Origin of the sequence: Pelagibacterium flavum, from assembly GCF_025854335.1 — a bacterium.
GTDB lineage: Bacteria > Pseudomonadota > Alphaproteobacteria > Rhizobiales > Devosiaceae > Pelagibacterium > Pelagibacterium flavum.
In genome coordinates this window covers 851,151-864,403 of record NZ_CP107716.1, presented here as the reverse complement: position 1 = coordinate 864,403, position 13,253 = coordinate 851,151, and the positions used below count along the sequence as shown (strand labels likewise).

13 protein-coding genes are annotated in these 13,253 nt (G+C 60.7%); 5 read left to right on the top strand and 8 right to left on the bottom strand.

Annotated features, from left to right (window positions below; genetic code table 11):
• Nucleotides 1–115: 115 nt before the first annotated feature.
• The 3 genes from purE (at nt 116) to rpsU (ending at nt 2,053) form a co-directional block, all read left to right on the top strand.
• Nucleotides 116–580, top strand: coding sequence for a 5-(carboxyamino)imidazole ribonucleotide mutase (purE, locus tag OF122_RS04315; RefSeq protein WP_408636326.1), 465 nt, complete (start codon nt 116–118; stop codon nt 578–580).
• Nucleotides 573–1,667: a 5-(carboxyamino)imidazole ribonucleotide synthase gene (locus OF122_RS04310; RefSeq protein WP_264226591.1), complete on the top strand. Its 1,095-nt coding sequence runs from the start codon at nt 573–575 to the stop codon at nt 1,665–1,667. Before purE ends, OF122_RS04310 begins: the two co-directional genes overlap by 8 nt.
• 161 nt (nt 1,668–1,828) lie before the next feature.
• Complete coding sequence (gene rpsU, locus OF122_RS04305; RefSeq protein ID WP_041529391.1) at nt 1,829–2,053, top strand: 30S ribosomal protein S21; 225 nt, start codon at nt 1,829–1,831, stop codon at nt 2,051–2,053.
• 91 nt (nt 2,054–2,144) lie between these two features.
• Here rpsU and OF122_RS04300 read toward each other — a convergent pair whose 3' ends face one another.
• The 8 genes from OF122_RS04300 to OF122_RS04265 all read right to left on the bottom strand — a co-directional run bounded on the left by OF122_RS04300 (nt 2,145) and on the right by OF122_RS04265 (nt 9,737).
• Nucleotides 2,145–2,489, bottom strand: a complete 345-nt coding sequence (locus OF122_RS04300) for a hypothetical protein (RefSeq protein ID WP_264226590.1) — start codon at nt 2,487–2,489, stop codon at nt 2,145–2,147.
• Nucleotide 2,490: 1 nt separating this feature from the next.
• Entirely contained in the window at nt 2,491–3,297 is an 807-nt protein-coding gene (locus tag OF122_RS04295) for an alpha/beta hydrolase (protein ID WP_264226589.1), read from the bottom strand.
• 54 nt (nt 3,298–3,351) lie between these two features.
• Nucleotides 3,352–3,996 (bottom strand): DsbA family oxidoreductase, encoded by a 645-nt coding sequence (locus OF122_RS04290; protein WP_264226588.1) that lies wholly within the window; start codon nt 3,994–3,996, stop codon nt 3,352–3,354.
• A gap of 449 nt (nt 3,997–4,445) precedes the next feature.
• On the bottom strand, nt 4,446–5,849 hold the full coding sequence (locus OF122_RS04285; protein ID WP_264227603.1) for an NAD(P)(+) transhydrogenase (Re/Si-specific) subunit beta: 1,404 nt from the start codon (nt 5,847–5,849) through the stop codon (nt 4,446–4,448).
• 8 nt (nt 5,850–5,857) lie between these two features.
• Nucleotides 5,858–6,160, bottom strand: coding sequence for a proton-translocating transhydrogenase family protein (locus tag OF122_RS04280; protein ID WP_014131661.1), 303 nt, complete (start codon nt 6,158–6,160; stop codon nt 5,858–5,860).
• Nucleotides 6,160–7,656 carry a Re/Si-specific NAD(P)(+) transhydrogenase subunit alpha gene (locus OF122_RS04275; protein WP_264226587.1) on the bottom strand — a complete coding sequence of 499 codons (1,497 nt, stop codon included), beginning with the start codon at nt 7,654–7,656 and terminating at the stop codon, nt 6,160–6,162. Before OF122_RS04275 ends, OF122_RS04280 begins: the two co-directional genes overlap by 1 nt.
• A 59-nt stretch (nt 7,657–7,715) precedes the next feature.
• Nucleotides 7,716–7,889: an aa3-type cytochrome c oxidase subunit IV gene (locus tag OF122_RS04270; RefSeq protein ID WP_264226586.1), complete on the bottom strand. Its 174-nt coding sequence runs from the start codon at nt 7,887–7,889 to the stop codon at nt 7,716–7,718.
• A 42-nt stretch (nt 7,890–7,931) separates the two neighbouring features.
• Nucleotides 7,932–9,737, bottom strand: coding sequence for a M3 family oligoendopeptidase (locus OF122_RS04265; RefSeq protein WP_264226585.1), 1,806 nt, complete (start codon nt 9,735–9,737; stop codon nt 7,932–7,934).
• A 185-nt stretch (nt 9,738–9,922) separates the two neighbouring features.
• On the opposite strand from OF122_RS04265, the gene OF122_RS04260 reads away from it, so the two are divergent.
• On the top strand, nt 9,923–11,404 hold the full coding sequence (locus OF122_RS04260; RefSeq protein WP_264226584.1) for a sigma-54-dependent transcriptional regulator: 1,482 nt from the start codon (nt 9,923–9,925) through the stop codon (nt 11,402–11,404).
• Between the two features lie 145 nt (nt 11,405–11,549).
• On the top strand, nt 11,550–13,208 hold the full coding sequence (locus OF122_RS04255; protein ID WP_264226583.1) for a L,D-transpeptidase family protein: 1,659 nt from the start codon (nt 11,550–11,552) through the stop codon (nt 13,206–13,208).
• Nucleotides 13,209–13,253: the final 45 nt, after the last annotated feature.

Below are 13,253 nucleotides of genomic sequence, written 5' to 3'. Positions count from 1 at the left end.
CCCTGCTCTGCTGATCGACGCGGCGTCTTGAACCTTTTGGGCTTATCGGATACAGCCACGCTTTAGCCAATTGAGGGTCGGGCTCTTGGTTTCATCTCCCCCTATCGCCATCGTCATGGGCAGCCAGTCGGATTGGCCCACGATGCGCTTTGCCGCCGAAACGCTCGAAGCGCTCAGGCTCGATTACGAGGCGCGTATCGTCTCGGCCCACCGCACGCCGCTGCGCATGGTCGATTTCGCCACAACGGCGCGCGAGGATGGGTTTCAGGTCATTATCGCAGGAGCCGGCGGCGCGGCCCATCTGCCCGGCATGATCGCCTCGATGACCACATTGCCGGTTCTGGGCGTGCCTGTGGAAAGCAAAGCGCTTCACGGACAGGACAGCCTGCTCTCCATCGTCCAGATGCCCGGCGGCGTGCCGGTCGGCACCCTGGCCATCGGCAAGGCGGGCGCGATCAACGCCGCACTACTGGCCGCCTCGATCCTTTCGCTCGCCGATGAGGAACTGGCGGCCCGGCTCACCGAGTGGCGCACTCGCCAGACCAACGCAGTTGCGGAGTTCCCCAAGGACGATGACTGACAGCCACCCACTCCAGCCCGGCAGTTCCATCGGTATTCTGGGCGGCGGACAGCTCGGGCGCATGCTCTCGCTTGCGGCAAGCCAGTTGGGCATGAAAACTCATATCTTCTGCCCCGATCCCGAAAGCCCCGCCTTCGATGTCACCCCGACAAAAACCGTCGCAGGCTATGACGATGTCGCGGCGCTGCGGGCCTTTGCCGGCGGTGTCGACGTTGTGACCTACGAGTTCGAAAACGTTCCCCTGGCAACGGCGAAAGTCATCGCCGACAACGTGCCGCTGCGCCCGGGCGCCAAAGCCCTCGAAGTCAGCCAGGACCGTTTGGCCGAAAAGGCTTTCCTCAGCCGCACAGGCGTCGCCATCGCGCCCTACCGCCCTGTCGGCAGTCTCGAAGAGCTCAAGGCGGCCGTTGCCGAGATCGGTCTTCCCGCCGTCCTCAAGACCACACGGCTGGGCTATGACGGCAAGGGCCAGCGCATGATCGGCAAGCCCGACGATCTCGAAGGCGCTTTTGCCGAACTCGAACCCGGTGCGCCACTGGTGCTTGAAGCCTATATCCCGTTCGAAAAGGAAATCTCGGTCATCGTGGTGCGCGGCGCCAATGGATCCGTGGTCACCTACGATCCGGCGGAGAACATCCACCGCAATCACATACTCAAGACCTCGACCCTGCCCGCCACGGTTTCCGATGCCGTGGTGATCAAGGCCAAGGCTGTTGCCAGCGACATTGCCACAGCGCTCGATTACGTCGGCACCATGGGCGTCGAGTTTTTTGTCGTGTCCGATGGCGACGATCCTCAGATTCTGGTCAACGAAATCGCCCCCCGGGTCCACAATTCGGGCCATTGGACCCAAGCGGTCTGCGTCACCGACCAGTTTGAGAATCATATCCGCGCCATCTGCGGCTGGCCGCTGGGCGATACGACCCGTCTGGCGGGGGTGGTCATGGAAAACCTGCTGGGCGAGGAAATCTTTGCCACAGCCGCGCGCGCGACCGGCGGCACCCAGCCCCACGTCTATGGCAAGGCCGAAGCGCGGGCCGGGCGCAAGATGGGCCACCTCAATATCGTCAGGTTCCCCGAAAACTGACAAAAAGCACAGATTCCGGGCCTCACCGGTGGACATGACCGGACTCTTCTGGTAACTACCGCGGCCACGGTGACCGGCAAGTGTCGGTCGGCGCTGGATTGCTTTTGGCCTCCGGCGTTTGATATCAGCCGAAATTCTAACCGAAAGGGCGGGTGTTCCGCGTGCAAGTAGTCGTTCGCGATAACAATGTCGATCAGGCGCTTCGGGCGCTGAAAAAGAAGTTGCAGCGCGAAGGTGTGTTTCGCGAAATGAAGCTGCGCAACTATTACGAGAAGCCTTCTGAAAAGAAGGCACGGCAGAAGGCCGAGGCGATCCGCCGGGCCCGCAAGCTTGCTCGTAAGCGTGCACAGCGCGAGGCTGGTGTTGTAACCGGCGGTCGTCGCTAAGAGGGCTTCGCAAAGCGCGAAATCTCTTGCATCTGCGACTGTTCGACATGAACGTATTTGCAGAAAAACGCCGTCCTTTGGGGCGGCGTTTTTATTTTTGAACTCCCGGCATTTCGAGGATCGGCATCACCTCAACGCCTTCGCCCGGAAAATGGGTGAAATGGGCGTGATTGCGAAACATTTCGGCCGCGGCCGCGTGGTCCGCCGCTTCGACGATTACGTAAGCCGCGGCTGTGTTGGTGATGTCGGCAACACCGTCTGGGCCGACCTTCTTTGTCTTGCCCAGCGGCCCGCCCGGATCGACAATGCGCGATGCGTTGGCTTCCATCCATTCGCCCCAGGCTTTCATGCCCGCCGCTTCGTCCACCCGGCCTTCGGCCTGCGCTTTTTCGGCGGCCGTCGCCGTTCCTGTATAGATCGCCAGAAATTTCGCCATTTCAGCCTCCCTCTGCTGTATCCGCAAAGAACGTCTGAGCCCGCTCCCAGATCCCTCGTGCCCAGAGATCGGAATGGTCTGCTCCCTCCTCGATCCAGATGTCGTAGGGATTTGGCACTTCGGCAAAGAGCCGCTCGCCATTCGAAACGCTGACCGTCCGGTCGGCGGTGCCATGCGCCACAAACACCGGTTCGTCGACCGCACCTATCCAGTCGTTGGACCTGAACTGATCGAGCATCAGCCAGGCGACCGGTGCAAAAGGGTAGCGCTCCGCCGCCACGCTCACCGCCGAATAGAACGGCGTCTCCAAAAGAAGCGCTTCCGCGGCGCGCTGGCTGGACACCCAAACGGCGGGCGAAGCGCCCAATGAACGCCCCCAGACGACGATCTCGTCCTCGCGCTCAGCCAGCCAGTCGAACGCCGCAAGGGCATCGGCGAGAAGATTGTCCTGGGTGATTTCGCCCGGCGACAGCGGAAAGCCGCGATAATCGACCGACAAAAAGCCGTATCCCGCCCCGGTGAACGAAAGGAAGCGCTCGTATTCGGACGAAAAGCTTCCCGAATTGCCCTTGAGATACAAAATGACTGGTTCATCGCCAGCCGGCGGTGTGTACCAGCCGGTAATGACCTCATCATCGCTCGTCGGAATGGTGACGATCTCGGCATCGAGGTCCACGGCGGCGGGATCGAAAATCTCGCCGGCCGGATTGAAGAAGAACGCCCGCTGGTTGAGATAGAGATAAGCGAGCAGCCCGCCATAAACGATAATGAGAAAGACCAGAACGCCGATAACGATCTTCTTGAGCATTTTCGATTTCCTCCCGGCGGCTCCGTTTTTGATACCGCCGGAAGCAGGGCTCGTCTAGGTCAGCGCCTCTTCGCCCAGCGCGACACGAAACGCCCGTTGGAAGACCTCAAGCGGCTGGCCACCGGAAATGGCGAACTGGTTGTTGAAAATAAAGAACGGCACGCCGTTGATACCCTGCTGGCTCGCTGAGACCGCCATCGCCCGGGTGGTGTCGTTTTCGGCCTCGTCTTCAATCAGCTTGAGCGCTCCGTCCCGGCTGAACCCATGCTCGGCGGCGATATCGGCCAGAAGCGCGTCGTCGGTGATGTTCTTGCCTTCAAGGAAATAGGCCGCCGCGAACGCCTTGGCCAGCCCATACTGATGCTCTGGTGCTGCCGAGCGGATCAGGGTGTGGGGCTTGATCGTGGGATAGCTCATCGGCTGTACGCTCATCTCCAGCGGCACACCCGCATCACGTGCCGCAGCTTGAACGCGCGCCTGCATGGCGTCGATATCGCCGCCATATTTTGCCTTGAGCCTTTCCTTGGTGTTCTGCCCTTCTTCCGGCGTCGTCGGATCGAGCAGGAACGGGTGATGCAAGATCTCGACGTTTACGTCCTCAGGCAGCGTCGCCAGCGCCTGATCAAGCCGCGCCGTGCCGATCAGGCACCAGGGGCATACGACATCGGTGAACAGATCGATGCGGATGGATTGGGTCATCGTGTATCCTTTGCGTTGACGACAACATGGCCATTGGCGCCGAACCGCTCAAGTACGCACATCGATGTAACTAAGTATGATCGGGCCGCTATCCAACTTTAGAGTTAAACCAAAGATTGGTACTGATCCTGAGGCCAAAATGAACTTCAATTGCGAATTTTGATAATTTGAAATATATTGTGGCCATATGTACTCCAAGCAGATAAAAAAAGGACAGATTTATGGCCGTGAAACACACACCTACAGGTGAAGTTCACCAAGGATCAAAGGGTGGAAAAACGGGATGTGGCTTCAATACTAATGAAAACCCAAGCCATTGGGTCAATACGTCCAGTGGGATCACCTGCGACAAGAACGGCTGCAAAAATTAGAATTCGCGATATTGAATCTAAGTCTGAACTGTTTCTACATATCAAAAAAAGGGGCCATTTGGCCCCTTTTTTCCTTACTCAGTGATGGAACGCCTTGACGATGGATTCGGTCATCTTCTTGGCGTCTCCGAACAGCATCATGGTGTTGTCGCGGAAGAACAGTTCGTTCTGAACCCCCGCATAACCTGCCGCCATGCCGCGCTTGATGAACAGCACGGTACCCGCCTTTTCCACATCGAGAACCGGCATGCCGTAGATCGGCGAGGTCTTGTCGGTCTTGGCCGATGGGTTGGTGACGTCATTTGCACCGATAACGAACGCCACATCGGCCCGCGAGAACTCGGAGTTGATGTCCTCGAGTTCGAACACTTCGTCATAAGGCACATTGGCTTCGGACAGCAGCACGTTCATATGCCCAGGCATGCGGCCCGCCACTGGGTGCACGGCATAGGAGACATCGACCCCGGCCGCCTTGAGCTCATCGGCCATTTCGCGCAGCGCATGCTGGGCCTGGGCGACCGCCATACCGTAACCGGGCACGATAATGACCTTGGACGCGTTCTGCATGATGAAGGCCGCGTCTTCGGCCGAGCCCTGCTTGACGGGGCGCTCTTCCACATCGCCAGAGGCCGCAGCGGCGTCGTCGCCACCGAACCCGCCAAGGATCACCGAAATAAAGCTCCGGTTCATGGCCTTGCACATGATGTAGGAAAGGATCGCGCCCGACGACCCCACCAGCGCGCCGGTAATGATCAGAGCCGTGTTCTCAACGGTAAAGCCGATGCCCGCCGCCGCCCAACCCGAATAGGAGTTGAGCATGGAGACCACAACCGGCATGTCGGCGCCACCGATCGGGATGATCATCAGCCCGCCCAGCGCAAGCGCGATAAGCGTGATGATCCAGAACAGGATCGGATCCTGCGTCACCGAGAACACACCAATCAGAATGACCAGCAGCGCGCCCAGCCCCAGATGGATCAGGTGCCGGGCTGGCAACAGGATCGGCTTGCCGCTCATGCGGCCGTCGAGCTTGGCGAACGCGATCACCGAACCGGTGAAGGTGAAGGCGCCAATGGCCGTGCCAATGCTCATTTCGATAAGCGCCTGCACGTGAATATGGCCCGGTTCCCCGATGCCGAAGGCAACCGGCGCATAAAGCGCCGCTGCCGCCACGAACACGGCGGCCAGACCGACCAGCGAGTGGAAAGCGGCGACCAGTTGCGGCATGGCCGTCATGGGAACACCGCGCGCGATGAACGCCCCGATGCCGCCACCGATGGCCAGCCCGCCGATAATCAGGACCCACGCGAACGGATCGGTGGGTGCGGCAATGGCCAGCGTTGTGAGCACGGCAATGGTCATGCCGACCATGCCCATCGTGTTGCCCCGCCGCGCCGTGGTGGGCGAAGACAGCCCGCGCAGCGCGAGAATGAACAGCGCCCCGGCGACCAGATAGGCCAGGGCCGCGATATTTGCGGAAATCATGTGTCCTAGCCCTTCTTCTTGTACATCGCCAGCATGCGCTGGGTGACGAGGAAGCCCCCGAAGATATTCACCGATGCGAGGATCAGCGCTATGAATCCGAACCAGCGGGCCGGGCCGGGTTCACCCACGCTGGCCACGCCCACGGCCAGAAGCGCGCCCACCACAATCACCGAAGAGATCGCGTTGGTCACCGCCATAAGGGGTGTATGAAGGGCCGGCGTTACGGACCAGACGACGTAGTAACCCACGAAGATCGCCAGGACGAACACCGAAAGGAAAAAGAAAAAGGGATCGACGACACCGCCCATTATACGTCTCCATCCGTCTTTTTGGCCGCAGGCTTTTTAGCTGCGGGTTTTTTGGCTGCTGTGCTCTTTGCCGCCGGTTTGCGCGCCGCAGCGCTTTTGGCTGCGGGCTTTTTCGCCGCCGGTGCCTTGGGCGCCGCTGCGCTCTTGGCCGCAGGCTTTTCCTCGGCCGGAACCGAAACGGCGCCGGCGGTCGCGACCTTTGCCGCCCGGCCCTTGCCAGAAGTTCCGGTCTTGGCCGGAGCCTTGGCCGCCGGCTTGCTTTCCGCCTTCGGCGCAACCTTGGCGGCCGCCGTCTTGCCGGTCGCAGCGGCCTTGGCCGGCGCCTTTGCAGTGGCTTTGGCAGGCGCCTTTTTGGCAGGCGCCGCAGCAGCAGATCCGGCAAAGTTCGGATGCACGACAGCCCCGTCGCGGGTCAGAAGCGTTGCCTTGACCAGCTCGTCCTCCCAATCGACCCTGAGCGCCTTGGCGTCCTTGTCGATCATGGTTTCAAGAAACGCCAGAAGGTTCTTGGAATAGAGCTGGGAGGCCGTCGCAGCGATCTTGCCCTGCAGGTTGACCAGCCCGATGATCGTTACGTCCTTGTGAACGATCGTCTGGCCGGGAACCGTCAACTCGATATTGCCGCCCCGCTCGGCAGCCAGATCGACAAGAACCGAACCCGGTGCCATGGATTCAACCATTGCCTTGGTGATCAGTTTTGGCGCCGGACGCCCGGGGATCAGCGCCGTGGTGATGACGATGTCCTGCTTGGCGATATGGCCCGACACCAGCTCGGCCTGCGCCGCCTGTTCTTCCTTGGTCAGTTCCCGCGCATATCCGCCGGTGCCTGACGCGTCCTTGAGCGCTTCGGTCATGATGAACTTCGCGCCCAGCGATTCCACCTGCTCGCCCGCCGCGGCCCGAACGTCGGTGGCCGAGACAGCCGCGCCGAGACGCTTTGCCGTGGCGATCGCCTGCAGCCCGGCAACGCCGGCCCCCATCACGAACACCTTGGCGGCGCGCACCGTGCCCGCCGCCGTCATCATCATCGGCAGCGCCCGGTCATAAACCATTGAGGCTTCGATAACCGCCTGATACCCGGCAAGATTGGCCTGGCTGGACAGGATATCCATCACCTGAGCCCGCGTGATGCGCGGCATCAGTTCCATGGCAAAAACCGAAAGTCCGGCCTTGGCCAATGCAGCAAGCGCGGCTTCATTGCCGAACGGATCGGCTGTGGCCAGCACCAGCGCGCCCTTGGCAGCACCGCTCAGCGCCGACGCCTCGGGGCGCCGGACCGAAAGGATCACATCGGCGCCCTTGACGGTTGCCGCGGCGCTCGCCTCGACGCTCGCCCCGGCATCCTTGTAAAATTGGTCGAGGATGCGCGACGCTTCCCCTGCCCCCTTTTCGACGCTGACGGTCGCGCCAAACCCGATGAGCTTGGCAACCGTCTCCGGCGTCGCTGCAACGCGGGTTTCTCCCCCCACGCGCTCGCGCATTACGGCAATTTTCATGAAACCCTACCTCTTATGGCCCGCAACGATCCCGTCCATGTCCCCCGGGGTTCGAAGGTCTAGTAAACGAAGATCAGATACAGGATCACCAGTATTGCTGCCGTGGAGATCACACTCCACTTGGCTCCGGAAAGGAACGCGGCATACGTGTGGGTATGCTCCTCGAAGTCCTTTTCCTTCTGCTTTTCGCTGATCGGCTTGTTTGAATAAGTTGCGACCTGTTGTTCGGCCATCGCAGCTTTCCCCTAATTTTCTCGAGTCTGAATTGGCGCCCTTTAGGGCTGAGTTTGTTCCAGTTCGTCAATGAGTCTTTCGATCATGGACAGTCCCAGCGACCAGAATTGCGGATCGCGGGCATCCAGCCCGAAAGGAGCCAGAAGTTCCGAATGATGTTTCGATCCCCCGGCGCTCAGCATGTCGAAATACTTTTCGGCGAACCCCTCACTGGACTTTTCATACTGTGCGTAGAGCGAGTTCACAAGGCAATCACCAAACGCGTAGGCATAGACATAGAACGGCGCATGGATGAAATGCCCGATATAGCTCCACAGAACTTCATAGCCTTCGTTGAGCCTGATCCCCGGCCCGAGGCTCTCTGAAGATATTTCCATCCAGAACGCATCGATCTCTTCGGGCCGCAATTCGCCTTCGCGCCGCGCCAGATGGATCTTGCGCTCCAGCGTGTAAAACGAAATCTGCCGCACGACGGTGTTGAGCATATCCTCGATTTTCGAGGCGATCAGCGCAAAGCGCTGCTTGGGATCGGTGGTCGCGTCGAGAATGGCGCGGAAGGTCAGCATTTCGCCAAAAACGCTCGCCGTTTCCGCCAGCGTCAGCGGCGTGGGCGCCATAAGCTCTCCCTGCCCTGCCGCCAGCCGCTGGTGCACCCCATGGCCCAACTCGTGGGCCAATGTCATGACATCACGTGTCCGGCCCATATAGTTGAGCATCAGATAGGGATGGGCGGTCGTCACCGTCGGATGCGCAAAGGCGCCCGGCGCCTTGTTGGGTTTAACCGCCGCGTCGATCCACCCGCTGTCAAAAAACGGCTCTGCCACCTCCACCAGCTTCGGAGAAAACCGGCCATAGGCATCGAGCACGGTGGTCTTTGCCGTTTCCCAATCGAAAATCCGGTCGTCCGATGTGGGTAGCGGCGCGTTGCGGTCCCAGGCGTCGAGCTTGTCCTTGCCGAACCATTTGGCCTTCATCTGGTAATAGCGGTGCGAAAGCCGCGGATAGGCCTCGCGCACCGCCTTCTCGAGCGCATCAACGACTTCGCGCTCGACCGAATTGGCAAGGTGGCGGCTGTCGGCCACATCCTCATAGCCACGCCAGCGATCGGAAATCTCCTTGTCCTTGGCCATCACGTTGGTGATATGGGCAAAGAGCTTCTTGTTGGCCGAAAGCGTCTTGGACAACGCCTTGAACGCGGCTGAACGTTTTGCTTCCTGTTTGTCACTCAAAAGATTGAGCGTCTGCTCGAGCCCCAGCGTCTCGCCATCGACTTCGAACTTGAGCGAAGCCATCGTCTCGTCGAACAGCCGGTTCCAGGCCGCGTGCCCGGTAACGTATTTGTCGTGGAACAGCTCTTCCACCCGGTCTTCAAGCTGGTATGGCCGCGACTTGCGCAATTCGGTAAACCACGGCCTGTAATGGGCAAGATCGGCACTCGCCTCAAAAGCCGCGTCAAGCACCTCATCCTCGATCCGGTTGATCTCGAGCGTGAAAAACAGGATGCGGGTCGAAAGCCCCGTGATCTTGTCTTGCGTATCGCCCAAGAATTTCACCCGGTCGCCATCGCCGGTGTTCTGCGCATAATTGAGATAGGCGAAGGACCCCAGCCGCCCGAAAACCTCGTCTAGCTTTTCAAAGCGCCTGACCGCCTCGACCAGTCCGCCCTCTTTCGCCAGTCCGTCGAGCTTGCCTTTGAAATCGGCCTCGAAGGCTTTGGTCTCGGTTTCGAGAAACGCCATGTCGGCCTTGAGCGCGTCCGACCCGACGCCGGGATAGAGATCACTCAGATCCCATTCGGGCAATTGGCCGAACTGGTTATGGGTCGATTGCGGTTGGGGGGATGACATGGACAAGGCTCCAGCGGTATTGGCTTTTTGTGGCACCTTACAGAGCACCCCGTAAGACAACAAGGCGGCACGGACACCCTGCCCACCCTTAAAACCCTGTTAATCGATCGCGCCTAGCCTGCCCCAAATCGGCACACTCTCGATTCGCGTGCGCCGGCGTTTTTTGGGCTGGAGTTGCGTTGCATATGCATAAGGTTCTGATCGTCGACGATGATCCCATCCAATCTCGTCTGACCTCGGAAGTCGTCGCCAAGGCCGGGTTTACCGCGCTCACAGCGGAGTCTGGCGCCAAGGCCCTCGATCTGCTGCGCACCAAACCGAGCATCGGTGCCATGATCCTCGATATGGTCATGCCCGAAATGGACGGCATGGCAGTACTCGAGGCCCTGCGGCGCGAAACCATCGCCATTCCGGTCATCGTCCAGACGGCCCAGACGTCCCTCGATACGGTCATTTCCGCCATGCGGCTTGGCGCCGTCGATTTCTTCGTCAAACCCGTCGCGCCCGAACGCATAACCATTTCCCTGCGAAACGCCCTAAAGCTCGGCACCCTCGAATCCAGCCTCAAGGCCGAGCGCGCCCGCCGCGACGGCAGTTTCACGTTTGCCCATATTATCACCAGAAGCGATGCGATGACGCGCACCATGGCGCTGGGCAAAAAGGCCGCCGCCAGCACCATCCCCGTTTTGATCGAAGGCGAATCCGGGGTGGGCAAGGAATTGCTGGCCCGCGCCATCCAGGGTTCGGGCGACCGGGCCGGCAAGCCGTTCGTCACCGTCAATTGCGGCGCCATCCCCGCCAATCTGGTGGAATCGATCCTGTTCGGTCACGTCAAGGGCGCCTTCACCGGTGCCATTTCGGACGCACCGGGCAAATTCCGCGAGGCCCATAACGGCACTCTTTTTCTCGATGAAGTGGGCGAATTGCCCCTCGACACCCAGGTCAAGCTGTTGCGCGCCCTGCAGGAAGGCGAGATCGAACCGGTCGGCGCCTCGCGTCCCGTCAAGGTGAATGTGCGGGTGATCTCGGCCACCAACCGGCGCCTGCTCAACCTGGCCCGCGATGGCGCGTTCCGCGAGGATTTGTTCTACCGGCTCAACGTCTTTCCCATCTATCTCCCGCCCCTCCGCGAGCGCCGCGACGACATCGCCAATCTCGTCGACCATTTCATCGCCCGCTTCGCTGCCGAAGAGGGTCGGCGCGTTACCGCGATTTCGCCTCAGGCGCTCGATATGCTCGTCGCTTTCGATTGGCCCGGCAATATCCGCCAGCTCGAAAACGCCGTGTTCCGCGCCGTGGTTCTGGCCGAACACCCCGTTCTCGCGCCCGAGGATTTCCCCCAGATCCTCGCCGCCGAAAAGGGCCGCGAGGCCGCGCACGGCGAGCGCGTGTCCGCCTTTACGCCCGCAGCGCCGATCCACATCGACAACGCCCAGCCACTGCCGCGCATGCCCGACGCGACGCCCATCGCAGTTCCGGATCGGTTCCTCGACGCGACCGGGAACGTCCTGCCACTCGCCGACATCGAAAAGGATCTGATCGCGTTCGCCATCGATCACAATGCCGGCCGGATGGCCCAGGTCGCCCGCCAATTGGGCATCGGGCGTTCGACCCTATACCGCAAGCTCAAGGAATATGGTCTCGAGGGAGACGCCAATGTTGCCTGAAAGCCGCAAGCGCCCCTCGAACACGTTCACGAAGCCGGCAGATTGCTTGCGGCACAAGGCAAAGCCGGTAAACTTTACGAGGTTCGCGCACAGTAAAGAATCGCCGGCAGGGCGAACGGGTGCGCAAATGGCTTGGTGCGGCACGATGAAGACTTTGAACTCCGGGCTCAAAGCGCTCCTTCTGGGCGCTTTCACGGGCATTTCACTTTTGGGTTTCAGCGCGACGGCCACCGCGTTCGAGACGGTGATGGTCGATGGCGTCCAAGCGACGCGAATCATGATTGCGCCCCCGCGCAATACGCTTGAGCAGACAATTCGCGATGGCCTGCGCGACGCCATGACCCAGGCGCCCTCAGGCCGCGCCGCCGACGATGCGTCCCGGCTTTACTACTTTTACGGCTCGCGCCATTTCGAGCCGCTCTGGCTGACCCAAACCGATGACGGCATCGTTTTCTCGGGCGCCGCAAAACAGATATTGGCCGTTTTCGAGGACGCCTACCTCCAAGGCCTCGACCCGGCCGACTATATGATCGATATGGCAGCACTTGAAGCGGCGGCCGGCGATCCGGCGGCGCTGGCGTCGCTTGAGGCGGCGTTTTCAGCCGCCATTCTCCACTACGCAAACAATGCCCATACCGGTCGGCTCGATCCGCGATCGGTTTCGGGCTATATCGACCTTGCTCCCAAGAGCGTTGACGAGGCCGAACTGTTTTCGGCGGTAGCCCAGGCGTCCGACCCGGCCGCTGTCCTTTTGAGCTATCACCCGACCCATCGCGAATTTGTCGCTCTGCGCGATCTGCTGGCCAGCCATTACGCCGGTGACATCGAGGACCTCCCCCCCATCGCCGATGGCAAGCTCATCAAGCTGGGCATGACCGACCCGCGCGTTCCCGTGCTGCGTGAGCGTCTCGGGCTTGGCGCCGCACAAACCGAGCCTCTCGTTTACGATGCCGAACTTGCCGGCGCCGTGGAGGCTTTCCAGACCACGATCGGGCTCACCCCCGATGGCGTGGTCGGCCCGGCGACCATTGCCGCCATCAACGGCGCAAACGGCGCCACCCGTGCCGATATCGTCGCCAACATGGAACGCTGGCGCTGGATGCCCGAGGACCTCGGAGATTTCAACGTCTTCGTCAACATTCCCGAGTTCCGCCTGGACGTGAACAGGGAGGGACGCTCGGTCTGGGACACGCGCATCATCGTGGGCACGGCCAAGAACCAGACGCCGCTGTTTTCCGACATGATCCGCCACGTCGTCACCAACCCTTACTGGAACGTGCCGTCCTCGATCCTCACGGCAGAAATCTTTCCCCAGGTGGCGCGCAATCCCAACTATATCGCCAGCCAGAACATGGAACTGATCTATCAGGGCAAGGCCATCGACCCCTGGATGGTCGACTGGTCGCGCGCCAGCCCCTCCATGTTCCGTGTGCGCCAGAAACCGGGCACATCCAATGCTTTGGGACAGGTGAAATTCCTGTTCCCCAATTCCCATGATGTCTATCTGCACGACACCAACGCCCGTTACCTTTTCGACCGCTCCATGCGGGCGCTCAGCCATGGATGCGTGCGCGTTCAGGACCCGTTCGGTTTTGCCGAAGCCCTGCTCCAGCATGAGCCCAGCCTCACGGTGGCCTCGCTCGAAGGCACGCTCGGCGGCAGCGAGCGCTGGTTCAACATGGACCGACAGGTGCCCGTGCATCTGGCCTATTTCACCCTGCGGATCGATACCGATGGCACCGTGCGCTCGTTTGGCGATCTTTACGGGCACAACGCAAAAGTCATCGAAATGCTGGGGCTTTAAGCCATATCCTCAACCGGGGTCGTTAAGACCCCGGTAACATTTCCG

Excerpts from the sequence above, each read along its gene's own strand:
- purE (WP_408636326.1), top strand. The coding sequence starts at position 116 with ATGGGCAGCCAGTCGGATTGGCCCACGATGCGCTTTGCCGCCGAAACG.
- OF122_RS04310 (WP_264226591.1), top strand. The coding sequence starts at position 573 with ATGACTGACAGCCACCCACTCCAGCCCGGCAGTTCCATCGGTATTCTG.
- OF122_RS04300 (WP_264226590.1), bottom strand. The coding sequence starts at position 2,489 with ATGGCGAAATTTCTGGCGATCTATACAGGAACGGCGACGGCCGCCGAA.
- OF122_RS04295 (WP_264226589.1), bottom strand. The coding sequence starts at position 3,297 with ATGCTCAAGAAGATCGTTATCGGCGTTCTGGTCTTTCTCATTATCGTT.
- OF122_RS04290 (WP_264226588.1), bottom strand. The coding sequence starts at position 3,996 with ATGACCCAATCCATCCGCATCGATCTGTTCACCGATGTCGTATGCCCC.
- OF122_RS04280 (WP_014131661.1), bottom strand. The coding sequence starts at position 6,160 with ATGGGCGGTGTCGTCGATCCCTTTTTCTTTTTCCTTTCGGTGTTCGTC.
- OF122_RS04275 (WP_264226587.1), bottom strand. The coding sequence starts at position 7,656 with ATGAAAATTGCCGTAATGCGCGAGCGCGTGGGGGGAGAAACCCGCGTT.
- OF122_RS04270 (WP_264226586.1), bottom strand. The coding sequence starts at position 7,889 with ATGGCCGAACAACAGGTCGCAACTTATTCAAACAAGCCGATCAGCGAA.
- OF122_RS04265 (WP_264226585.1), bottom strand. The coding sequence starts at position 9,737 with ATGTCATCCCCCCAACCGCAATCGACCCATAACCAGTTCGGCCAATTG.
- OF122_RS04260 (WP_264226584.1), top strand. The coding sequence starts at position 9,923 with ATGCATAAGGTTCTGATCGTCGACGATGATCCCATCCAATCTCGTCTG.
- OF122_RS04255 (WP_264226583.1), top strand. The coding sequence starts at position 11,550 with ATGAAGACTTTGAACTCCGGGCTCAAAGCGCTCCTTCTGGGCGCTTTC.